At 71.1% G+C, this 21,399-nt stretch carries 24 protein-coding genes; 4 read left to right on the forward strand and 20 right to left on the reverse strand.

Features of this window, described 5'->3' with window-relative positions; translation table 11 throughout:
- Positions 1-53: 53 nt before the first annotated feature.
- The 11 genes from I2501_RS04600 to I2501_RS04650 all read right to left on the reverse strand — a co-directional run bounded on the left by I2501_RS04600 (position 54) and on the right by I2501_RS04650 (position 10,534).
- Positions 54-638, reverse strand: coding sequence for a hypothetical protein (locus I2501_RS04600; protein WP_196192525.1), 585 nt, complete (start codon positions 636-638; stop codon positions 54-56).
- 7 nt (positions 639-645) lie between these two features.
- Positions 646-1,512 (reverse strand): bifunctional DNA-formamidopyrimidine glycosylase/DNA-(apurinic or apyrimidinic site) lyase, encoded by an 867-nt coding sequence (gene mutM, locus I2501_RS04605; protein ID WP_196192526.1) that lies wholly within the window; start codon positions 1,510-1,512, stop codon positions 646-648.
- Positions 1,513-1,553: 41 nt separating this feature from the next.
- Positions 1,554-2,300, reverse strand: coding sequence for a ribonuclease III (rnc, locus tag I2501_RS04610; RefSeq protein ID WP_196192527.1), 747 nt, complete (start codon positions 2,298-2,300; stop codon positions 1,554-1,556).
- Between the two features lie 18 nt (positions 2,301-2,318).
- Complete coding sequence (gene rpmF, locus I2501_RS04615) at positions 2,319-2,492, reverse strand: 50S ribosomal protein L32 (RefSeq protein WP_196192528.1); 174 nt, start codon at positions 2,490-2,492, stop codon at positions 2,319-2,321.
- 2 nt (positions 2,493-2,494) lie between these two features.
- Positions 2,495-3,091: a YceD family protein gene (locus I2501_RS04620; protein WP_408022704.1), complete on the reverse strand. Its 597-nt coding sequence runs from the start codon at positions 3,089-3,091 to the stop codon at positions 2,495-2,497.
- 203 nt (positions 3,092-3,294) lie between these two features.
- Positions 3,295-4,446, reverse strand: coding sequence for a cell division initiation protein (locus I2501_RS04625; RefSeq protein WP_196192529.1), 1,152 nt, complete (start codon positions 4,444-4,446; stop codon positions 3,295-3,297).
- Positions 4,447-4,509: 63 nt separating this feature from the next.
- Positions 4,510-5,025 (reverse strand): pantetheine-phosphate adenylyltransferase, encoded by a 516-nt coding sequence (gene coaD / locus I2501_RS04630; RefSeq protein ID WP_236045868.1) that lies wholly within the window; start codon positions 5,023-5,025, stop codon positions 4,510-4,512.
- Positions 5,026-5,036: 11 nt separating this feature from the next.
- A complete protein-coding gene (rsmD, locus tag I2501_RS04635; RefSeq protein WP_196192530.1) occupies positions 5,037-5,615 on the reverse strand; it encodes a 16S rRNA (guanine(966)-N(2))-methyltransferase RsmD in 579 nt (192 codons plus the stop codon).
- Between the two features lie 271 nt (positions 5,616-5,886).
- Complete coding sequence (locus tag I2501_RS04640; RefSeq protein ID WP_196192531.1) at positions 5,887-6,399, reverse strand: hypothetical protein; 513 nt, start codon at positions 6,397-6,399, stop codon at positions 5,887-5,889.
- 128 nt (positions 6,400-6,527) lie between these two features.
- Positions 6,528-8,768: an ATP-dependent DNA helicase RecG gene (recG, locus tag I2501_RS04645; RefSeq protein WP_196192532.1), complete on the reverse strand. Its 2,241-nt coding sequence runs from the start codon at positions 8,766-8,768 to the stop codon at positions 6,528-6,530.
- 95 nt (positions 8,769-8,863) lie between these two features.
- Entirely contained in the window at positions 8,864-10,534 is a 1,671-nt protein-coding gene (locus tag I2501_RS04650) for a DAK2 domain-containing protein (RefSeq protein WP_196192533.1), read from the reverse strand.
- Between the two features lie 256 nt (positions 10,535-10,790).
- Here I2501_RS04650 and rpmB point away from each other — a divergent pair, with 256 nt between their 5' ends.
- Positions 10,791-10,976: a 50S ribosomal protein L28 gene (gene rpmB / locus I2501_RS04655; protein ID WP_035846000.1), complete on the forward strand. Its 186-nt coding sequence runs from the start codon at positions 10,791-10,793 to the stop codon at positions 10,974-10,976.
- Between the two features lie 109 nt (positions 10,977-11,085).
- On the opposite strand, the gene thiD is transcribed toward rpmB, so the two are convergent.
- The 3 genes from thiD to I2501_RS04670 form a co-directional block, all read right to left on the reverse strand.
- Positions 11,086-11,901 carry a bifunctional hydroxymethylpyrimidine kinase/phosphomethylpyrimidine kinase gene (thiD, locus tag I2501_RS04660; protein WP_196192534.1) on the reverse strand — a complete coding sequence of 272 codons (816 nt, stop codon included), beginning with the start codon at positions 11,899-11,901 and terminating at the stop codon, positions 11,086-11,088.
- 65 nt (positions 11,902-11,966) lie between these two features.
- On the reverse strand, positions 11,967-12,992 hold the full coding sequence (locus I2501_RS04665; RefSeq protein ID WP_196192535.1) for a 6-phosphofructokinase: 1,026 nt from the start codon (positions 12,990-12,992) through the stop codon (positions 11,967-11,969).
- Positions 12,993-13,116: 124 nt separating this feature from the next.
- The gene (locus I2501_RS04670) at positions 13,117-14,088 is read right to left on the reverse strand and encodes a thiamine-phosphate kinase (protein ID WP_196192536.1); all 972 of its coding nucleotides are present in this window, start codon (positions 14,086-14,088) and stop codon (positions 13,117-13,119) included.
- Between the two features lie 225 nt (positions 14,089-14,313).
- Here I2501_RS04670 and I2501_RS04675 point away from each other — a divergent pair, with 225 nt between their 5' ends.
- Entirely contained in the window at positions 14,314-14,547 is a 234-nt protein-coding gene (locus I2501_RS04675; protein ID WP_196192537.1) for an Lrp/AsnC family transcriptional regulator, read from the forward strand.
- A gap of 19 nt (positions 14,548-14,566) precedes the next feature.
- Complete coding sequence (locus I2501_RS04680; RefSeq protein ID WP_196192538.1) at positions 14,567-15,094, forward strand: DUF3515 domain-containing protein; 528 nt, start codon at positions 14,567-14,569, stop codon at positions 15,092-15,094.
- Positions 15,095-15,180: 86 nt separating this feature from the next.
- On the opposite strand, the gene I2501_RS04685 is transcribed toward I2501_RS04680, so the two are convergent.
- The 3 genes from I2501_RS04685 to I2501_RS04695 all read right to left on the reverse strand — a co-directional run bounded on the left by I2501_RS04685 (position 15,181) and on the right by I2501_RS04695 (position 18,246).
- A complete protein-coding gene (locus I2501_RS04685) occupies positions 15,181-16,341 on the reverse strand; it encodes a D-alanine--D-alanine ligase family protein (protein WP_196192539.1) in 1,161 nt (386 codons plus the stop codon).
- A gap of 106 nt (positions 16,342-16,447) precedes the next feature.
- The gene (locus I2501_RS04690) at positions 16,448-17,452 is read right to left on the reverse strand and encodes an NAD(P)H-dependent glycerol-3-phosphate dehydrogenase (protein WP_196192540.1); all 1,005 of its coding nucleotides are present in this window, start codon (positions 17,450-17,452) and stop codon (positions 16,448-16,450) included.
- Entirely contained in the window at positions 17,449-18,246 is a 798-nt protein-coding gene (locus I2501_RS04695; RefSeq protein WP_196192541.1) for a lysophospholipid acyltransferase family protein, read from the reverse strand. The genes I2501_RS04690 and I2501_RS04695 overlap by 4 nt, the downstream gene beginning before the upstream one ends.
- A gap of 171 nt (positions 18,247-18,417) precedes the next feature.
- Here I2501_RS04695 and cofC point away from each other — a divergent pair, with 171 nt between their 5' ends.
- Entirely contained in the window at positions 18,418-19,245 is an 828-nt protein-coding gene (gene cofC / locus I2501_RS04700; RefSeq protein WP_196192542.1) for a 2-phospho-L-lactate guanylyltransferase, read from the forward strand.
- 327 nt (positions 19,246-19,572) lie between these two features.
- Here the strand turns inward: cofC and I2501_RS04705 are convergent, their stop codons facing one another.
- The 3 genes from I2501_RS04705 to leuD all read right to left on the reverse strand — a co-directional run bounded on the left by I2501_RS04705 (position 19,573) and on the right by leuD (position 21,396).
- A complete protein-coding gene (locus tag I2501_RS04705) occupies positions 19,573-20,259 on the reverse strand; it encodes an HU family DNA-binding protein (protein ID WP_196192543.1) in 687 nt (228 codons plus the stop codon).
- A 125-nt stretch (positions 20,260-20,384) separates the two neighbouring features.
- Positions 20,385-20,663 carry an SCO5555 family protein gene (locus tag I2501_RS04710; RefSeq protein ID WP_236045870.1) on the reverse strand — a complete coding sequence of 93 codons (279 nt, stop codon included), beginning with the start codon at positions 20,661-20,663 and terminating at the stop codon, positions 20,385-20,387.
- Positions 20,664-20,799: 136 nt separating this feature from the next.
- Positions 20,800-21,396 carry a 3-isopropylmalate dehydratase small subunit gene (leuD, locus tag I2501_RS04715; RefSeq protein ID WP_196192544.1) on the reverse strand — a complete coding sequence of 199 codons (597 nt, stop codon included), beginning with the start codon at positions 21,394-21,396 and terminating at the stop codon, positions 20,800-20,802.
- Positions 21,397-21,399: the final 3 nt, after the last annotated feature.

Raw genomic sequence — 21,399 nt, forward strand, 5'->3', positions numbered from 1 at the left:
TCACCGCCGTCGGGGCAGGCGTTGACACTTGCGACAGAAGCGGTCGGAACGGCTCAGCCGACGTGACCGCCGAGCCAGGCGAGGAAATCCACCAACGTCAGCATCTGCTGCGGCTGCATCACCTCGCGGACCACCCCGCACGCCCGGCTGCCGTCGAAACGCCAGTCGATCCGCAGCGCCCGGGTGCCCGTCAGCACCTCCGGAGTGAACAGCGCCGCACCCGCGCGCGGGTCGTCCGCGTATCCGCGCAGGCCTGCGAAGTGCGGGCCGCGCGTGCCCTGGGTCCACACCAGTCCGGCACCGGCGGCCGACGGTTGTGCGTCCGCGGGGTCCGACGTCGAGTCCAGCGAGACCGAGGGCAGCTCACGCGGGAACTCCACGGCGGCGAAGGTGTACCACCTCACCGTGCTGCCCTTGCCGCGCCCGTACCTGTGGCCGACACGGAAGGTCTCCGCGTCCGCACCACCGGGCAGCGGGCCGCGCAGCAGCAGGTCGAAGACGTTGTCGTGCCAGTCGAACGGGCGGCGGCTCCCGGCCGGGTAGCGCTCGCCCAACGCCCGCGCCTCGCGCCCGGACCCGGCCGTCCAGCCGGGCCGGTCCGCAAGCGCACGCGCCTTCGCCGTGGTGAACCCGAGCATCGTCCGATCACCTCTGCCGGGGCAGGCGTTGGCACTTGGGGCAGAAATAGCTGGAACGGTTCATCCACGACGCGCGCCGCATCGGCGTACCGCAGCGGTTGCACGCCTCCCCCTCGCGGCCGTAGGCGTCGAGGGAGCGGGAGAAGTAGCCGGACTCGCCGTTGACGTTGACGTAGAGCGAGTCGAAGCTGGTGCCGCCCTGGTCCAGGGCCTCGGTCATCACCGCGCGGGCGGAGGCCAGCAGCAGTTCGGCCGCCGGACGGGTCAGCGTGTCGGCCGGGCGGTCGTAGTGCAGCTTGCTGCGCCACAACGCCTCGTCGGCGTAGATGTTGCCGACGCCGCTGATCAGCGACTGGTCGAGCAGGGCGCGCTTGACGCCGCTGCTGCGGCGGCGGAGCGAGGCGATGAAGGCCGCGTCGTCGAAGCGCGGGTCGAGCGGGTCGCGGGCGATGTGCGCGAGGGACATCGGGGCGGCGTCCGGGTCGCTCGGGTCGGCGTCCTCGACGGCCAGACCGCCGAAGGTGCGCTGATCGACGAAGCGCAGCTCGGTACCGGCCGCGTCGTCGAAGCGGACGCGGACCCGGAGGTGCTTCTCGTCCGCCGCGCCCTCGGGCTGGACCAGCAGTTGGCCGCTCATGCCGAGATGGCCGAGCAGCGACGCGCCCGAGCCGGGCAGCGGTACCCACAGGTACTTGCCACGGCGCAGTGCCGGGCCGAGGGCGCGACCGCGCAGCTGCGCGACGAAGTCGTCCGGGCCCGCCGCGTGGCGGCGGACCGCACGCGGATGCAGGACCTCGACGGACGCGACCGTACGGCCGCTGACCCAGCGGTCCAGACCGCGGCGGACGACCTCTACTTCGGGAAGCTCAGGCACTCCGAAAGCCTAGTGCTTGAAAGCTCCCGGAGGAGACAGCCTCAGGACGAGGCCGTCTGCGACGCGCCACCGGCACCGTCGCCGTACTTCTCGCGGATCGCGTTCCAGGCGCTCTCGGCGGCCTTCTGCTCGGCCTCCTTCTTCGAGCGACCGGAGCCGGAGCCGTAGTCCTCGCCGGCCACGCGGGCAGCGGCGATGAAGGTCTTCTCGTGGTCGGGACCGGACTCGGTGACCACGTACTCGGGCACGCCGATACCGACGGTGGCGGTGAGCTCCTGGAGACTGGTCTTCCAGTCCAGGCCCGCGCCGAGGTTCGAGGACTTCTCGATCAGCGGGTCGAAGAGCCGGTGCACCAGCTCCGAGGCGGAGTCCAGGCCCTGGTCCAGGTAGACGGCGCCGATCACGGCCTCGAGGGTGTCCGCCAGGATGGACGACTTGTCCCGCCCGCCGGTGCCCTCCTCGCCGCGACCGAGGCTGATGAAGGTGCCGAGCTCGAGGCCCCGCGCCACCTGCGCGAGCGCACGCGAATTGACCACCGCGGCGCGCAGCTTCGCGAGCTGGCCCTCCGGGAGGTCGGGATGGACTCGGTAAAGGGTGTCCGTCACCACCAGACCCAGCACCGAGTCGCCCAGGAACTCCAGGCGCTCGTTGGTGGGCAGCCCGCCGTTCTCGTACGCGTACGAGCGGTGGGTCAGTGCACGCGTCAGAAGGGACGGCTCAAGCGTGTAGCCGAGCCGTCCCTCCAGGACGCTGTACCCGGTGTCGGCGTGCGACGCAGAGGCTGACATCGTGTATCTCTCCAGCCGTCAGACCGACAGGACCTGACGGCGGTTGTAGGTGCCGCAGCTCGGGCACGCGATGTGCCCCAGCTTCGGCTGCTGGCAGCGGTCGCACGCCACGAGCGCAGCAGCAGTGGCCTTCCACTGCGAACGGCGGTGGCGCGTGTTGCTGCGCGACATCTTCCGCTTGGGAACAGCCACAGCTACTTCTCCTGGTTCTCGGCGGCACCCTCCCGGGTGACGCTGTCCTCTGCACTACCGGTCGCGCTGGATGCGGCCGAGAGTCCCTGCAATGCCGCCCACCGGGGGTCGACGGCGTCATGGTGGTGGTCCGGGTCGTCCGTGAGCCGTGCTCCGCATTCGGAGCACAGGCCCAGGCAGTCGTCCTGGCACACCGGCTGCAGCGGCAGTGCGAGCACCACCGCGTCACGCAGCACCGGCTCGAGGTCGAACAGGTCGCCCTCGAGACGGGAAGCCTCGTCGTCCTCCTCCTCGTCGGAGTCGGACACTCCCCCGAAGCGGTCAGCCGCCTCGGGGTAGTAGTACAGCTCCTGGAAGTCCGCGTCGAGCTCGCGCTCGATCGGCTCCAGGCAGCGTACGCACTCACCCTTGAGCTCGGCCTCGGCGGTGCCCGTGGCGAGCACTCCCTCGATGACCGACTCCAGTCGGAGCTCCAGCTCGATGGGGGCGCCCTCTGCGACGCCGATCACCTCGTTGCCGAGGTTGGCCGGGGCCGGGACCGAGCGGGAGACCTTGCGCATCGCCCCAGGCCGACGGCCCAGCTCGTGCGTGTCGAACACGAGCGGGTTTCGGTGGTCGAGGCGGTTCAGCGGTCTTTCCTTCTCTGGTCGTCAGCCCTGGCCGGTCGGTGCCCGCGTACGGGGCCCACCTGGACGTGTTTGCCACTTCGAGGCAGCAGACATCGCCCAGCACAACAAGCCGGAGAGGTCAGAATACCCGACGCCGGAACCCCAACCCAACTCGCCGGGTCGTCACCCGGTTCTCAGTGCCCCTGGCCGTACTCGCGGAGCTTGGTCACGTCGATGAATCCGGTGTCGAAGAAGGACGTGACCTCCTGCGGCTGCTGCTCGTAGTGCTGCTGCTGCGGGATCTGCACGTGCTGCGGGTGCACCGGCTGGACCGCGTGCACCGCGTGGACCGGCTGCCCGTAGGCGTCGTAGGCGGGCTGCGGCTGGCCCTGCGGGTCCACGTAGCCACCGGTGTACGGGTCGTACGCGGGCTGCTGCGCGGGGACCTGCGGGTCCACGTAGCCACCGGTGTAGGGGTCGTAGACCGGCTGCTGCGGCTGGGCGTAGGGGTCCTGCGGCGGCCAGTACTCGACCTGCGGCTGCTGCACCTGGTGCATCTGCTGCGAGTCGTGCAGCTCGGGCATCTCGTGCAGCTCCGGCATGGACCGCTCCGACTCGGGCAGCAGGCCCTGGCGGCCCAGCTCGGCGGCGACCGCGGCACTACGGGCGTCGCCCTGCTCGATGCCCTGCGCCTGGTCGGCGGCGGCCAGGTACGCGCCGAGCTCGTCGATCGGGCGCTTGCCGAGGAGCTTGTCCCGGCCGCGGCCGACGGCCTCCAGCGTCTTGCTGAGCGCGGTCTCCAGTGCGGCGAGTTTCACATCGACGTACTCGTCGACCTCGGGGCTCGGCGAGCGGAACTCGTCCTGGGTGAACTCCTCGCCGTCCTCGCCCTCGACCGGACCGCCGGCCACCCGCAGCTTGGCGCGGCCACGGCCGATGGCGCCCAGCGTCTTGGTCAGCACGACCTCGAAGTTGGCGAGCTTGCTGTCGACATAGTCGTCGGCCTCACGGCGCTGCTCGTCCGACTCGGCGCGCGCCTCGGCGAGGACGCGGTCCGCCTCGGACTGGGCGCGCATCATCAGCTCGGTGCCGTTGATCAGCTGCTGGCGCTCCTCGTGCGCGGCGACGATCACGCGCTCCGCCTCGCGCCGGGCGTCCTCGACGACCTGGTCGCCGCGCTCGACCGTCTGCTGCGCCTGGGCGAGCTCGCTGGGGAGCGACTCACGCAGTTCGGCCAGCATTCCGGTCAGGTCGGCCTTGTTGACGACGATCGACGCCGACATCGGCATCGACCTCGCGCCTTCTACCAGCTGGGTGATCTCGTCGAGCTTCTGCTGCACGTCCACCGGGGGTCACGCTTTCCTCGAGGAGGCGTCGGAGCGACGCAGGAACTGAGTAACGAACTGTACTCAGTCGGAGGACGTCTTGGGCTCGGCGCGCATATCCGCGATGCGCTCGCTCAGCCGACGGAACACCAACTCCGGGACGAGATGGGACACATCGCCTCCGAGCGTGGCCACCTCCTTGACCAGCGAGGACGACATGAAGCTGTACTCGGGACTGGTCGGCACGAAGAGCGTCTCGACGCCGGAGAGGCCGTGGTTCATCTGGGCCATCTGCAGCTCGTAGTCGAAGTCGCTGACGGCACGGAGCCCCTTGACGATCGCCGGGATCTCCCGCTCCTTGCAGTAGTCCACGAGCAGGCCCTGGTGCGACTCCACCTTGACGTTGCCGTACGGCGCGGTGATCTCCTCGATCATCGCGATCCGCTCGTCGACGGTGAACATGCCGCGCTTGGACTTGTTTATCAACACGGCGACGTGGACCACGTCGTACAGGCGCGAGGCCCGCTCGATCACGTCGAGGTGCCCGTTGTGGATGGGGTCGAACGACCCCGGACAGACCGCTCGGCGAAACATCGTCATCTCCTCGCTCACTACCCGGCACCGTTGGAGGCGGCGCGACCGTACCAGAGGGTCGCCTCGCCGTAACGGCGCTCCCGGAGCGCCTCGAAGCCCTCCGGCCACGAGAACTCGCCGCCCCGGGTACTGCGCTCCACGGTGACGATCACGTCGCCGTCGATCCAGCCCCCTGAGGCGAGTGTGATCAGGATCTCCCGCAGGTCGTCGTCGGTGACGACGTACGGCGGGTCCAGGAAAACCAGGTCGTAGGGCACGCTCGGCGGCGCCCCGGCGATGAGGCGCTCGGCGCGCCCCGAACGGACCTCGGCGCCCGGGAGGGAGAGCGTGCGGACGTTGGCCAGGATCGTCTTCACCGCGGCCGGATCCTCGTCCACAAGCAGCGCGTGGGCCGCGCCACGGGACAGGGCCTCCAGCCCGACGGCGCCGGAGCCGGCGAACAGGTCGATCACCCGCGCGCCGGCGAGGCTGCCGCGGATCGCCTCCCAGCTGGAGAAGAGCGCCTCCCGCGCCCGGTCGGAGGTGGGACGGGTGCTGGTGCCTGGCGGCACAGCCAGCCGCCGACCTCGTGCGGCTCCGGCGATCACGCGGGTCATGCGGGGTCCTTGCTGGTGAGCGGGGCGGAACGATCGTCACATTCCACGCTAGTGCACTTCGTGCAGACGCGGGCAGTTGCACCATCTGGGGCGCGAGGAACTGCGCTGCCAACCGAGACGGCGAGTGACTGTGGCTACCGCATGCGGTTGCAGCACCTGGGGGCGCGGGGAACTGCGCGGCAAGCCACCCACGCAGCTGGCAGGCCGAACGAGCAGGGCTGTCCGCACAGGGTGGTTGCTCGCGCGGTTCCCCGCGCCCCTGGAGGTGCAACTAGCTCTCGTCGCTCACGGATCCCAGGAGCGCCGGGGAGGCGTAGCGGGACCAGGAGAGGCAGCCGTCGGGCGGGCAGTACTCGGGGCGGCGGGGGTCGTGGCCCAGCTCACGCAGCTTCGTGCGGACCGAGTCCGGCGTGCGGCCGAACCTCGCCGCGACGCGGGCTATCGTCTCGCCGTCGTGGAAGCGACGGACCAGTTCCTCCTCGTGCTGGGGGACCCACGGCGCGCCGTGGCCCGGGTAGAGCTCGCGCAGCACGTCGCGGTCGGGGATGGGCTCGGAGACGTCGGCGACGATGGCGAGGGCGCGGAGCGCCCGGTTGAGCGCGATGCGGAGGGAGGCGGTGTCCTCCACCGGCAGCCGGAGCTTGCCGGAGGCGATCGGCTCGGCGGCGTGGCCCTCCCGCCAGCCGGTGAGGGTGAGGGTGACCTCGCGGTCGTCCTCACTGGAGAGTTCGATGCGGAAGACCTTGTCGCCGAGCGGCAGCTCGTTGAGGTGACGGAAAGCCATGGACGTACCCCCTGAGACTGTTGGTGAATGGCAGCCGACCTGCACGGACAGCCGCGTTCTCAACACCTCTATTGTCGCGCGGGGCACTGACAATTCCGGGCCCGGGAAGGGCCTCGCGAGAGACTCGTTCAGCCCTTTTCGAGGTACTCCGCGCGCTCCGCGCCGAGCAGCGAGTCGAGCGCGCTGCGCAGTGCCGGATGGTCCGTCAGCTCCGGGTCGGCGTCGACCAGTCGGACCGCCTCGGCGCGGGCCGCGACGATGATGTCCTCGTCCTCCAGGACGGCCAGCACGCGCAGCGAGGACTTGACGCCGGACTGGGCCTGGCCCAGCACGTCGCCCTCGCGGCGCTGCTCCAGGTCGATCCGGGAGAGCTCGAAGCCGTCCTGCGTGCCCGCGACCGCGTCCAGTCGTTGGCGGGCCGCCGAGGCCGCGGGCATGTCGGTGACGAGCAGGCAGAGACCGGGAGCGGAGCCACGGCCCACCCGCCCGCGCAGCTGGTGGAGTTGGGAGACGCCGAATCGGTCGGCGTCCATGATGACCATCACCGTGGAGTTGGGCACGTTCACGCCGACCTCGATGACGGTGGTGGCGACCAGGACGTCCACCTCGCCCGCGGCGAAGCGCCGCATCACGTCGTCCTTGGCGTCGGGCGCCATGCGCCCGTGCAGCACCTCGACGCGCAGGCCGGCGAGCGGGCCGCCACGCAGCTCCTCCGCCACGTCGAGCACGGCCAGCGGCGGACGCCGGTCGCTCCCCTCCGCGCCGCCCTCGCCACCGTTCTTGGCGGACTTCTTCAGCGACTTCTCGTCCTCCTCGTCGCCGATCCGCGGGCAGACGACGTAGGCCTGGTGGCCCTTGCCGACCTCCTCGCGGACCCGCTCCCAGGCGCGCGCGAGGAAGTTGGGCTTCTCGACGGCCGGGACGACGTGTGAGGAGATCGGTGAGCGGCCGGCCGGGAGCTGGTCCAGCACGGAGGTCTCCAGATCGCCGAAGACCGTCATGGCGACCGTGCGCGGGATCGGCGTGGCCGTCATCACCAGCAGGTGCGGCGGGCGTTCGGCCTTGGCGCGCAGCGCGTCGCGCTGCTCGACGCCGAAACGGTGCTGCTCGTCGACCACGACCAGGCCGAGGTCGAGGAACTGGACCTTGTCCTCGATCAGCGCGTGCGTGCCGATGACGATCCCGGCCTCGCCGCTGACCAGGTCCAGCAGCGCCTGGCGCCGTGCGGGGACGCCCATCGAGCCGGTCAGCAGCGTGACCTTGGTGCCGTGCTCGGCACCGCCCAGCATGCCCCCCTCGGCCAGCTCGCCCATCATCTCCACCACGGAGCGGTGGTGTTGCTGCGCCAGCACCTCGGTGGGCGCCAGCATCGCCGCCTGGCCGCCGGTGTCGACCACGCCGAGCATGGCGCGCAGCGCGACCAGGGTCTTGCCGGAGCCGACCTCGCCCTGGAGCAGCCGGTGCATCGGGTGCTCGACGGCCAGGTCCGCGAAGATCTCCGCGGAAACCTTCTGCTGACCGTCCGTCAGCGTGAACGGCAGCTTGGCGTCGAACGCGTCCAGCAGGCCGCCCTTGCGCGGCACGCGCGCGACGGCGGGGCGCGCGGTGTCCTCGGCACGCCGTCTGGCCAGCGCGACCTGGAGCACGAACGCCTCGTCCCACTTGAGTCGCGCCTGCGCGGCGAGGCGTTCGGCATGGTTGCGCGGACGGTGGATCTGCTCCAGCGCGTCGCGCAGCGGGATCAGCCCGCGTTCGGCGAGCAGCTCGGCGGGGACCGGGTCGGGGACCTGGTCCCAGTCCATCTGGTCGAGGATCGTCTCGACCGCGAGCGCCAGCCGCCAGGACGGCACCTTGGCCGACGCCGGGTAGACCGGGATCAGCCGTCCGGCGAAGCGGCCGATGGCGTCCTTGTCGCCGCCGTCCCCCTCGGTGTCGCCGAACAGCTCGTAGTCCGGATTGGTCAGCTGCCGGGTGCGGTTGAAGACGCCGACCTTGCCCGCGAACATGCCGCTGCGACCGGGACGCAGGTCCTTCTCGCGCCAGCGCTGGTTGAAGAAGGTCAGCGAGAGCCGCCCGCGTCCGTCGGTGACCACGACCTCCAGCCGGTCGCCCTTGCGTCCCCGGAAGGGGATCACCGTGCACTTCTCGATCCGGGCGATCACTGTGACGTGCTCGTCGACCTCGAGCGAGTCGAGGCTGGTCAGTTCGCCGCGCTCGCTGTAGCGGCGCGGGAAGTGGTGGAGCAGGTCTCCGACCGTGTGCAGGTCGAGACCCTCGGCGAGGTGCTTGGCGGGGGCGCCGAGGTGCTTCTTGAGCGGTTCGTCGAGGGGGGACTGAAGCGGGGACTGAGCAGGCACAAGGTCAACCATGCACCATCGGACCGACAGGCCACCGTGACACGTGCCGTGCCGGACGTGTCACTCGACGCGTCACTCGTGCGTCGCTCGACGCGTCGCTCGACGCGTCATTCGACGCCGATGACCAGGGGCGAGGAGCCCTGGCCGCCCCGGTAGACGACGGTGTCGACCACCGGGTTGGACCGCCGGACGTGGGCCACCAACTCGTCGGCCAGCGCCGCGTCGGTGCCCTCGCCGAGGATCAGGGTGACCATCTCGCCGCCTGCCGCGAGCATCCGGTCCAGGACGACGGCCGCCGTGGCCGCCGTCGTGCCCGCGCCGCCGATCACGGCGACGTCGCCGTCGATCAGCCCGAGCACGTCCCCGGCCTGGCAGACGCCGGCCATGGTCCACGACTCGCCCTCCGCCAGGGCCAGTTCCGCGTAGCGGGTGGCTCCGGCGGCGGAGGTCATCGCGACCACGTCCTCGTCGAATCGGCGACCAGGCTCGTGGACGGCGAGCGCGGCCAGCCCCTGCACCGGCGAGCGGGTCGGGAGCACGGCCACCCGGACGCCCTCGTCGCGCAGTTGGTCGGCGGCGGCGCCGGCGGCGGCGCGCAGTTCCGCGTCGTTGAGCAGCAGCACCACCTCGCGGGCGCGGGTCAGCCGGATCGCGCCGGCCAACTCCGCGCTGCTGGGCGCGCGGTCGGGGTCCGCGTGCAGGACGGTCGCCCCGCAGCCACGGCAGAGCTCGGCCAGGCCCTCGCCCTGGACCACGCTGACGACCGCGCGCTGGTCTCCCAGCTCCCCCGCCTGCGCGCCGGTCATACCGACCGCGCCCAGTGCGGACGCGGACGCGGCGGCGGAGGCGAAGTGGGTGATCCTGATCCGGTGCGGACGCCCCGCCTCGATCCCGGCCTCCACGGCCGCGCCGGGGTCGTCCACATGGACGTGGACGTTCCAGAGCCCGTCGCCGCCGACCACGACCAGTGATTCGCCGAGCACGTCCAACCGCGCGCGCAGCGCGGGAAGCCTCTCGTCGACGGCGTCCAGGAGGTAGATGACCTCGTAGGCCGGTCCGTCCGCGAGCGCGACGGGCGGAGTCGCCGAGTCGTGGTGGTCGATGACGCCCGGATCGAGAGCGGGACGCATGCCGAGGGCCAGCGGGCCCATCGGCGACTGGCCGCTGACGGCGTCCGCCAACGCGCCCAGCACCGCGACCAGTCCACGGCCGCCCGCGTCCACGACACCGGCCCGGCCGAGGACGTCCAGCTGGCGTGGTGTGAGCGCGAGCGCGGTGCGTGCCGCCTCGTAGGCGCCCTCCGCCACGGCGTCGATCCCGCAGTCCGGCGGGAGCTGGGCGACCCCGTCGGCGGCAGCGGCGGCCACGGTCAGCATGGTGCCCTCGACGGGCCGGGCCACCGCCTCGTACCCCGCTTCGGCCGCGGCTCGCAGGGCAGCGCACAAGGCGTCGGCGTCGGCGGGCCCGTCCGCGACGGAGGCGGCGATGCCGCGCAGCAACTGCGAAAGGATCACTCCGGAGTTGCCCCGCGCGCCGAGCAGCGCGCCGTGGGCGAGGGCGTGGAGCGCGCTCCCGGTGCTGGGACGGGCGTCGTCCTCGAAGAGCGCCTCGACCCGCTGGGTGGCGGACTCGACGGTCAGATAGAGGTTGGTCCCGGTGTCCCCGTCCGGCACGGGGTAGACGTTGATGGCGTCGATCTCCTCGCGGGCCTGTCCCAGGGCGGCCAGCGAGAGCCGGCACCAGTTGCGGACGGCCTGGGCGTCGAGGGCGTGCGGCACCGGGAAGTCTCCTCGCAGGCAGGGGCGTCACTCGCAGGCTACCGCCCGGTTGTGTGGCGATGGCGGTCGGCGATGCGAGGTCGGGAGCCTGGTCATGGTAATTTCGTTGTACGGAGTCAGCCGATGTATGCTGCTCCGGTTGCCTGGGCGTCCGTCCAGGCCACCCCCAGGGAAGGCAGTGCGAGCTGCCAACCACGGCGCTCGCGTCGACGGGGTTGGAATCGTTAGTGCATCTGAAGTCTTTGGAGTGACTCCCGTGGCTGCCAACTGCGACGTCTGCGGCAAGGGGCCGGGCTTCGGCAACAACATCTCCCACTCGCACCGCCGGACCCGTCGTCGTTGGAACCCCAACATCCAGACGGTCCGCGCTGTGATCGGGCGTACGCCGAAGCGGCTCAACGTCTGCACCTCGTGCATCAAGGCCGGCAAGGTTTCCCGCTGACGCGGCCACGCCTCCGGCTTCGCAAGGGTCGGTCCACCGAAAGGTGGGCCGACCCTTTGCTTTTGTGCCCGCATGTGTTCACAGCCCCTGAGGACAGGGGCCGGACCGCTCAGGCCGTGCGCCAGCGCCAGGCGTGGTCGACCGGGCCGATGCCCGAGCCGAGCGGGAAGCCCGCCGCGATCGCGCCGGTGATGTACTCCTTCGACGCGGCGACCGCGTCCGGGACGTCCAGCCCCAGCGCCAGGTGCGAGGCGATGGCGCTGGCGAGCGTGCAGCCGGTGCCGTGGGTGTGCCGGTTGTCGTAACGCGGCGCCCGGAACAGCCGCTCGGCGCCGTCCGGCCCGCGCAGCAGGTCGACCGCGTCGCCCTCCAGGTGCCCGCCCTTGATCAGCACCCACTCCGGCCCGAGGTCCTGCACGGCCTTCGCCGCGTCGGAGAGTTCGGCCTCCCGGGTCACCTCGACGCCCGTGAGTTGCGCCACTTCGTGCAGGTTGGGCGTGGCGAGGGTCGCCTGCGGCAGCAGGCGGTCCCGGAGCACGGAGACGGCGGACTGGGCGAGCAGCGTGTCCCCGTGCTTGGAGACCCCGACCGGGTCCACGACGACGGGCACGCGCTCCGTGCTCTCCGCGAGCAGCGACGCGACCGCCTCGACCAGTTCGGCGCTGGCGAGCATGCCCGTCTTCACGGCCTGCACCCCGATGTCGTCCACGACGCTCCGGTACTGCGCGACGACGGCCTCGACCGGGAGCTCCCAGTACCCCTGCACGCCCACGGAGTTCTGCGCGGTGACGGCGACGATGACGCTCATACCGTGCGTCCCGAGGGCCAGCATCGTCTTGAGGTCAGCCTGGATCCCGGCGCCGCCGCCGGAATCGGATCCGGCGATGGTCAGCACGCGGGGCGGTGCGGAGGAGGGAGAAGCCATGGCTTCACTCTAGTGAGTCGGTAAGCCGGTGCCTTCGCTGCCGCAGGTGGTTGCCCTCTGCCCGGTCAGAGGACCGCCTCCGCCTCCGTCCAGCGGGACTCCGGGACGGTCTTCAAGTGGGCCACCGCCTCCGCGATCGGCGCGAGCCGGATCGTGGTGCCGCGGAGAGCGGTCATGTGGCCGAACGCGCCCGCGTGGACCGCCTCGACCGCGTGCCAGCCGAAGCGGGTGGCCAGGACGCGGTCCTGGGCCGTGGGAGTGCCGCCGCGCTGGACGTGCCCGAGGATGACCGGCTTGGACTCCTTGTTGAGCCACTGGGCGATCTCGCCCGCCAGCCGCGGGCCGATGCCGCCGAAGGTCTGGTGGCCGAAGGCGTCCGTGCCGCCGTGCTGGAACCGCATCGTGCCCGGTGCGGGCTGCGCGCCCTCCGCGACCGCGACGATGGCGAACTTCTTGCCGCGCGAGAACCGCTCCTCGACCATGCAGCAGACCGCCTCCACGTCGAACGGCCGCTCCGGGATCAGGATGCCGTGCGCGCCGCCGGCCATGCCCGCGTGGAGGGTGATCCACCCGGTGTGGCGACCCATCAGTTCCAGCACCATCACACGTTGGTGGGATTCCGCAGTGGTCTTCAGGCGGTCGATCGCCTCCGTGGCGACCCACACGGCCGTGTCGTGGCCGAAGGTCACGTCCGTCGCGTCGATGTCGTTGTCGATGGTCTTCGGCACCGCGACGACCGGGAGTCCGGCCTCGCTGAACAGGCGGGCCGCGGTGAGGGTGCCCTCGCCGCCGATGGTGATCAGCGCGTCGATGCCCAGGGCGGAGGCCAACTCCCCCGCGCGGCCGACGGCGTCGCGCATCCGCTCACGGGCGACGCGGGCGGAGCCGAGGATGGTGCCGCCGCGTGTCAGGATGCCGGTGACGGCGTCCAGCCCGAGGGGACGGGCGCGGCCCTCGACCAGGCCCAGGAAGCCGTCCTCGATGCCGATGACGGTGTCCCCGTGTTCGGTGACCGCCCGGTGGACCACCGAGCGGATCACCGCGTTCAGGCCGGGACAGTCGCCGCCGCTCGTCAGCACACCGATTCGCATAAGGGAAGACTATGCACAAAGGGGGTGCCCGCCCCGGCCTCGACGGGCCGTCGGTCCTGTCGAGCTCAGTCCTGTCGCGGTCAGGCTGTCGAGTTCGGCGTCGGGTCGTTCGGTCCGGTCGCTGTCAGGCCTGGACGGCGCCGCCGAAGTGGTCCCAGCCTCCGGTGCGGTCCCACGGTGCGCCGTCCACCGTCACGGTGCCCTTGCGGGACAGGCCCGCCGGGCGGACCACCTCGCCGACCACGCGCCAGCGCGAGGGCAGTTGGACGTCCGCCGGGAAGGTCGCCACCAGCGCGTGGTCCTCTCCCCCGGACAGCACCCAGGTCAGCGGGTCGACGCCCACGGCCTGGCCGATGTCGGACATCTGCGCGGGGATGTCGAAGTCGGCGGCGCGCAGGTCGATGACCACGTTGCTCGCCTCGGCGACATGGCCCAGGTCGGCGACCAGGCCGTCGCTGATGTCGATCATCGACGTCGCACCGAGCTGCGCCGCCGCCGGACCCGCGTGGTACGGCGGCTCCGGACGCCGGTGCGCCTCGACGAAGGCGCGCGGCGAGCGGAAGCCGCGCGAGAGGACGGTGAAGCCCGCCGCCGACCAGCCCAGCCAGCCGGTCACGGCGACCTTGTCGCCGGGCTTGGCTCCCGTCCGGGTGATCGCCTTGCGTCCCTGGAGGTCGCCCAGAGCGGTGATGGAGATGGTGATCACGTCGCCGCGCACCACGTCCCCGCCGACCACGGCCGCGCCCGCGACCTGGCACTCGTCCCGCAGGCCGTCCATCAGCTCCAGGGCCCAGGTCACCGGCAGCTCGGTCGGGACCACCAGGCCCAGCAGCAGCGCGGTCGGCACCGCGCCCATCGCGGCCACGTCGGCGAGGTTCTGCGCCGCGCTCTTGCGGCCGACGTCGTAGGCGGTGGACCAGTCGCGGCGGAAGTGGCGGCCCTCCAGCAGGACGTCGGTGGTGGCCACCACGCGGCCGTCCGGGGCCGCGACGACGGCGGCGTCGTCGCCGGGTCCGAGTTCCACGGCCGACGTCATCGGCAACCGGGAGGTGAGCTCCCGGATCAGTCCGAACTCACCGAGCTCGCCGACCTGCATGGGTGTCCTTCCGGATCTCGTCAACATCTCGTCGTTCTGGTCACTCTGGTCACGGGCGCGGACGCTCACGCACGCTCCCGCGCGCAGCGTACGCCCTGCGGGGGCGTCTCAGGTCTCGCTGAGCGGCACGCGGAGCGATAGCGTTGCGGTTCCCCGTTTCCTTCGGCACAGCCGGGGAACCACAACTTCCGCAAGATCTCCGTTTCGAGCCGCCGGGAGTCCCACGTGGTACAGGCGTACATCCTCATCCAGACAGAAGTCGGCAAGGCGTCCAATGTGGCCGAGGTCATCTCCGCGATCGACGGAGTGGTCCAAGCAGAGGACGTGACCGGTCCCTATGACGTGATCGTCCGCGCCGAGGCCGACACGGTCGACGACCTCGGACGCATGGTCGTCGCGTCGATCCAGAAGATCGAAGGCATCACCCGGACCCTGACCTGCCCGGTGGTCCATCTGTAGTGCCCGTTAGCATCGCCGGGTGACAAGGTTTGCCGCGTCGTCCGCGCTGCTAGCAGCAGCCGCCCTCTCGCTGACCGCCTGCGGCGGTGGCGGGGGCGGCAGCGTGCCCGTCTCCGCGCCGCGGACCACGGGCGTGGTCGCCCAGGACTGCACGGCACTCTCGAAGACCCTGCCGAAGACGCTGATGGGCCTGTCGCGGCGCGACACCTCACCGGCCAGCCCGAACACCGCCGCCTGGGGCGACCCCGCGGTGACGCTGCGCTGCGGCGCGGGTCTGCCCGGCATCATCGACCCGGCCTCCAAGGACTACGACCCCGAGGGCGAGAACGTCAGCGGAGCGCTGGTCGGCTCCGTCTGCTGGGTCTCGGTCTACAACCAGTCCGACCGCAGCTTCACCTTCTCGGCGGCGGACCAGCAGGCGATCGTCGAGGTCGACGTCCCCTCCGCGTACGCGGGCAAGCAGTCCCCGCTGACCGAGCTCTCCGGGATCGTGGCGAAGGCGAGCCCCTTCGACAGCGACAAGAAGTTCAACTGCTCGAACTCCTGACGCCTGCCGCCCTGACGCCTGACCTCTGACGCGGACGTCCCGCTCGCGTCGCCGCGAGCGGGACATCGCCTCCTCGGACGGACGCCTCAGCGCAGGCCGGTGGAGCGGCGCAGCGCGGCCTGGAGCAGGTGGTCGACCAGCTGCGGGTAGTCGAGGCCGGTGGCCTCCCACATCTTCGGGAACGCCGAGATCGGCGTGAAGCCCGGCATGGTGTTGACCTCGTTGACCACGAACTCGCCGTCCTCCTTGAGGAAGACGTCGACGCGCGCCAGGCCCTCGCAGGAGAGCGCCTCGAAGACCTCCGCGGCTAGCTTGCGCAGCCGCGCCGTCTCGTCGTCGGTCAGGTCGGCCGGGATCTTCACGTCGCTGGAGTCGATGTACTTGGCGTCGAAGTCGTAGAAGTCGAAGCCCTCACCGACGAGCACCTCGGCCGGCAGGCTGGCGCGCGGGCCGTCCTCGAACTCCAGGACGCCGCACTCCAGTTCACGGCCGCGCACGCCCTCCTCGACGATCACCTTCGGGTCGTGCTCCCGGGCGAACTCGATCGCGCGGTGAAGGTCCGCCGGGTCGTCCACCTTGGTGATGCCGATGCTGGAGCCGGCGCGGGTCGGCTTCACGAAGACCGGGTACTGCATCTCGTTGATCCGGGCGACGGCGGCCTCGCGACCGGCCTCGCTCTCCCACTCACGCGGACGGATCACGGTGTACGGACCGACGGGCAGGCCGAAGGCCTGGAGCACGCGCTTGGTGTACTCCTTGTCCATCCCGACGGCGCTGGAGAGCACGCCCGAGCCGACATAGGGCACCCCGGAGAGCTCCAGCAGCCCCTGCAGGGTGCCGTCCTCGCCCCACGGGCCGTGCAGCAGCGGCAGAACGACGTCGACCTCGCCGAGCGCCTTCGGCACGGAGCCGGGCTCGGTGTAGACGACCTCACGCGCGAGCGGGCTCGCGGGCAGGTTCACCTGCCCGTCGGCGGACTCGGCCAGCTGGTCCACGTCGGGCAGCTTGCCGTCGGTGATGGCCATGCGCTCGGGCTCGTCGGTGGTCAGCGCGAAGCGGCCGTCCGGGGTGATGCCGATCGGCAGCACTTCGTAGGCGTTGCGGTCGAGCGCGCGGAGGACGCTTCCCGCGGTGACGACGGACACGCCGTGCTCGGAGCTCCGGCCGCCGAAGACCACGGCGACGCGTGGCTTGCGGTGGCCTTCCGAGGCGGGGCGGGGGCTGGGAGAGGAAGGCTGAGTGCTCATATCCCGTAGGACACTACCCGCCCTGTCCAGCGAAGGCCCGTCAGGCGGGCGTTCGTGTGCGACGGGGCGCTGCACCACCTCGCCCCGGGGCGCGATCGCCCCGTACCTACCGGCGTTCGGGCTTGGCCGACCTGCCCATGAGCTCCTTGAGCGCCGTCTGCGGAGACTTCCCGCCGTGGACGATGTCGACCACCGTCGCCGTGATCGGCATGTCGACGCCGTGGCGTTGGGCCAGGTCGAGGACCGAGACGCAGGACTTGACGCCCTCCGCCGTCTGGCGCGTCGCGGCGATCGCCTCGTCAAGGCTCATGCCACGACCGAGGTTGGTGCCGAAGGTGTGGTTGCGGGAGAGCGGCGAGGAGCAGGTCGCGACCAGGTCGCCCATGCCCGCCAAGCCCGCGAAGGTGTGGGCGTCCGCCCCCATCGCCAGGCCGAGGCGGGTGGTCTCGGCGAGGCCGCGGGTGATCAGGGAGGCCTTGGTGTTGTCGCCGAGACCCATGCCGTCCGCGATGCCGACGGCCAGTCCGATGACGTTCTTGACCGCGCCGCCGAGCTCCGCGCCGACCACGTCGGTGATGGTGTACGGGCGGAAGTAGCCCGTCAGACAAGCCGTCTGGAGTCGGCGGCCGACCTCCGGGTCCGTGCACGCGACGACGCTGGCCGCAGGCTGCCTGCGGACGATCTCAGGCGCGAGGTTCGGGCCGGAGACGACCGCGATCCGATCGTCCGGCACACCGGCGACCTCGCCGATGACCTCGCTCATCAGCTTGGCCGTGCCGACCTCGACGCCCTTCATCAGGCTGACCAGCACGGTGTCCTTGGCCAGCAGCGGCGCCCACTCGGTGAGGTTGGCGCGCAGCGTCTGGGAGGGGACGGTCAGGACGGTGAACTCCGCCTCGGCCGCGGCCTTCGCGGGGTCCGTGGTGGCGGTGACGCCCGGCGGCAGCTCGATGTCGGGGTGGTACCACGGGTTCGTCCGGGTGCCGTTGATGGCGTCGACAACTTCCTGACGCCGTCCCCAGAGGTTCACCTCGCAGCCCGCGTCCGCCAGGATCATGGCGAAGGCCGTGCCCCAGGATCCGGTGCCGAAGACGGCGCAACGGGTGGTCACTCGGCGGACTCCTTCGCGTTCTCGCGCGTCTTCTCCCGGGTGGCGCCGGCACGGGCCCTGGCCATGTCGAAGCGCTCGGCCGGGGCCTTCTCGCCGCGCAACTGCTCCAGCAGCGCGGTGATGTCGTCCATGATGGCGTCCGTCGCCTCGCGCAGAACCGTTCCGGTGAGCTCCTGCCCACGCCAGCGGTCGAGGTCGACCGGCGGGCCCGCCAGGACCTTGACGGTGTGTCGGGGGAAGGGCTTGAAACGCCGGTTGCCCTTACCGCCCTTCGCGTAGCGCGGCATGATCTCGTGCGCGCCCCACTGGGCCACCGGGATGACCGGCGCACCCGTCGTCAGCGCGACGCGGGCGGCGCCCGTCTTGCCGGTCATCGGCCACAGGTCGGGGTCGCGGGTCAGCGTGCCCTCGATGTAGAACGCGACGCACTCACCCTCGTCGACGGCCTCGATCGCGGCCCGGAATGCGTGCGCCGCGTCGGCGGATCCGCGGTAGACGGGGATCATTCGGGCGCCGTGGAGAATCTGCTTCACGCCGGGCACCTTGAACACGCCCGCCTTCGCCAGAAATCGTGCCGGACGTCCCGAGTCGTACTGATAGTGACCGTAGACCAGCGGGTCCAAATACGAGTTGTGGTTGATCGCGGTGAGGAATCCGCCTTCGGCAGGAAAGTTCTCGTATCCGCGCCAGTCCCGCTTGGTCAGCACGAACAGCGGCGGCTTGGCGATGACCGCCGCCAGGCGGTACCAGAAACCGTATGTGCGGCGCGCCGCCCTGGTGCTGGAGCCGGGCACGAGCACTCCTCCTCGTTTGATTCGCTTGAATCCTCGCCGGGGACCCCGGGGAACTCGGATGTTCAACCGCACAAGTGTCGCCCCTGGCTCGACCGACTGTCGAGGCACCCCCGGCCGTACCGGTCCACCGCCGCGCGGACACGGGATCCGAGCGGGGCAGAATGGCCCCCGATGACCACCCCGCAGTACACCCTCGTGATACCGCTCAAGCCACCGGCGACGGCCAAGTCCCGCCTGGCCCCTGCGGTCGGCGCGCTGCGGCCGGAGCTGGCGCTGGCCTTCGCCCTCGACACGGTGGACGCGGCGCTGCGCAGCGCGTGCGTGGCAGGCGTGGTGGCCGTCTGCGACGACCCGGCGGCGGGCGCGGAGCTGGCCCTCGCGGGCGCGGTCGTGATCCCCGACGCCCCGGCGGCCGGTCTCAACGCGGCGCTCAACCACGGCGCGGAGTACGCGCGCAGCGCGCTGGGGGCGGGCGCGGTGGCGGCGATGTCGGCGGACCTCCCCGCGTTGCTCCCGGCGGAGCTGACGCGGGTCCTGACGGCGGCGCATCCGTTCCCCCGGGCGTTCCTGGCGGACACCCAGGGCGTCGGCACGGTGCTGTTGGCCGCGGGCGCGGGCGTGCGGTTGGCGCCGGCGTTCGGCGGCGAGTCGCGTGCCCGGCACGCGGCGTCCGGGGCGGTCGAGCTCACGCCGCTCGACGCGGCGACGGTCCGCCGGGACGTGGACACCGGCGCGGACCTCGCCGTGGCCCTGGCGCTGGGCGTGGGCCCCCGCACGCTGGCTACGCTTGGACGCATGCAGGCAACCGCGTACACGTACTCCCCCGACAGCCGCAGCGGCCAGGTACTTCTCGACGACGGCACGGCGCTGAAGTTCGACGCGGCGGCGTTCGACGCGGGCGGGTTGCGGCTGCTGCGGCCGGGGCAGCGCGTCCGCATCGAGACCGAGGGCGAGGGCGGCGAACGGCGCATCACGCTGATTACGTTGCAGACGTTCTGAACGGACCCGCACCGTCGCTCCCGCAGGTGGCTGCACCCTCCAGGGGCGCGAGGAACTGCGCGAACAACCACCCTGTGCGGATGGCCCTGCGCGTTCGGGGCTCTACCTCGCAGGGTGGCTTGTCGCGCAGTTCCCCGCGCCCCTAGGTGGTGCAACCACCCGCGGCAGCACACACCCACCTTCTCGCGCCCACGCGGCGGAGCCGCACATCAGCACAGCCCCGCGCCCCTAGGTGGTGCAACCACCTGCGGCAGCACACGCCCCCCTCTGCAAAAACGCCTCGGCTCCCCGCACGTGGGGTGCGGGGAGCCGAGGGTGTGGAGGGACTTACTTCTTGGCCGCGGCCTTGCGGGCCGGGGCCTTCTTGGCCGCGGTCTTCTTCGCGGCGGCGGTGGTCTTCTTGGCCGCGACCGTCTTCTTCGCCGTCGTCGCCTTCTTGGCGGCGGGGCGAGTGGCGGACGCGGTGACCGTCTTCTTCGCGGGGGCCTTGACCGCAGCCGCGGTCGTGGCCTTCTTGGCAGTGGTCTTCTTCGCGGCCGTGGTCTTCTTGGCAGCCGCCGTGGTCTTCTTGGCGGCGGCCTTCTTGACCGTGGCGGTGGTCTTCTTCGCCGTGGTCTTCTTCGCGGCAGCGGCCTTCTTCGCGGCCGGAGAACCGGCCGGCGCGACCATGCCGCTCTTGCCCGGAGTCAGCGAGCCCTTGGGGGCCTTCTTGACCGCGACGCCCGACTTCGGCAGCTTCTTCGAGCCGCTGACCAGGTCCTTGAAGCCCTGGCCCGGACGGAACCGCGGAACCGCGGTCTTCTTGACCTTGACCCGGTCGCCGGTCTGCGGGTTGCGGGCGAACCGCGCAGCGCGGTCCACCTTCTCGAAAGTGCCGAAACCCGTCACGGACACGCGGTCTCCCGCGGTCACCGCACGCACGATGGTGTCGAGCACAGCATCCACTGCCTCTGCGGCGGCGCGACGGCCACCAAGCTGCTCGGCCACCGCTTCAACAAGCTGCGCCTTGTTCACGTCTTCCCCTTCGGAAACGGTTGCCCGGAAGATTCTTTCTGGGCAATTCGCACGTTAGGCATGTATATACGCCATTTCAATAACCAAACGGGCGCATCACCCTTGTGTCGCAATGGATTCGGGTTTCAGCCCGCCGTCGGACCGGGTCGCCGACCGGCGTCCAGGTCCGCTACGAAACGCGCCAACCTCCGTGCTGCTTCCGGGAGATCGCGCTTCGCCGCCTCCGTCACAATGAGCAACGAACGGGTCAACGCGGCCCTCTCCGCGTCCGACACGTCCAGAGCACGCACACGGGCGTGTGCATCCTTGAGTCGGAGCGCGACCAGCTGGTAGAGCTCGGCGTCCGCGGCCTCCTCGAACCACTCCGCGTCGTCGTCGCCCGACGGCTGGTCGCTCCGACTCATGCGGAGATTGTGCCATCCGAGGCCAGTTGTTCTCCGCCGTAGTTCACAACGACCTTACACACAGTCACGAGCGGAACAGCAATCAGCCCCCCGGTGAAGACCGGGGGGCTGACGGAAAATCGCTCCTGTGAAGGCCTCAGGCCACAGGCTGCGTCGCGGGCTTGAAGCTCGGACGGGTCGCCTCGTAGGCGGCGATTTCGGCCTCCTGCTGCAGCGTGATGCTGATGTCGTCCAGGCCGTTGAGCAGGCGCCAACGCACGTTCTCGTCCAGCTCGAAGGGGGCGTTGACGCCCTCCGCGCGGACCTCGCGGGCCGTGAGGTCGACGGTCACCTCCGCCTGCGGGTCGGCCTCGACGACCGCCCACAGCCGCTCGACGGTCTCCTGCGGCAGGATCACCGTCAGCAGGCCGTTCTTCAGCGAGTTGCCACGGAAGATGTCGGCGAAACGGGAGGAGATGACGGCCTTGAAGCCGTAGTTCTGCAGCGCCCAGACCGCGTGCTCGCGGGAGGAGCCGGTGCCGAACTCGGGACCGGCGACCAGGACCGTCGCGCCCTGGTACTCCTGCTGGTTGAGGACGAACGCGTCGTCCTTGCGCCAGGCCTCGAACAGGCCGTCCTCGAAGCCGTTGCGGGTGACCTTCTTCAGCCAGTGGGCCGGGATGATCTGGTCGGTGTCGACGTTGCTGCGGCGCAGCGGAACGGCCCGGCCGGTGTGCGAAGTGAACTTCTCCATGGC

This window comes from Streptacidiphilus fuscans (genome assembly GCF_015690355.1).
Lineage (GTDB): Bacteria > Actinomycetota > Actinomycetes > Streptomycetales > Streptomycetaceae > Streptacidiphilus > Streptacidiphilus fuscans.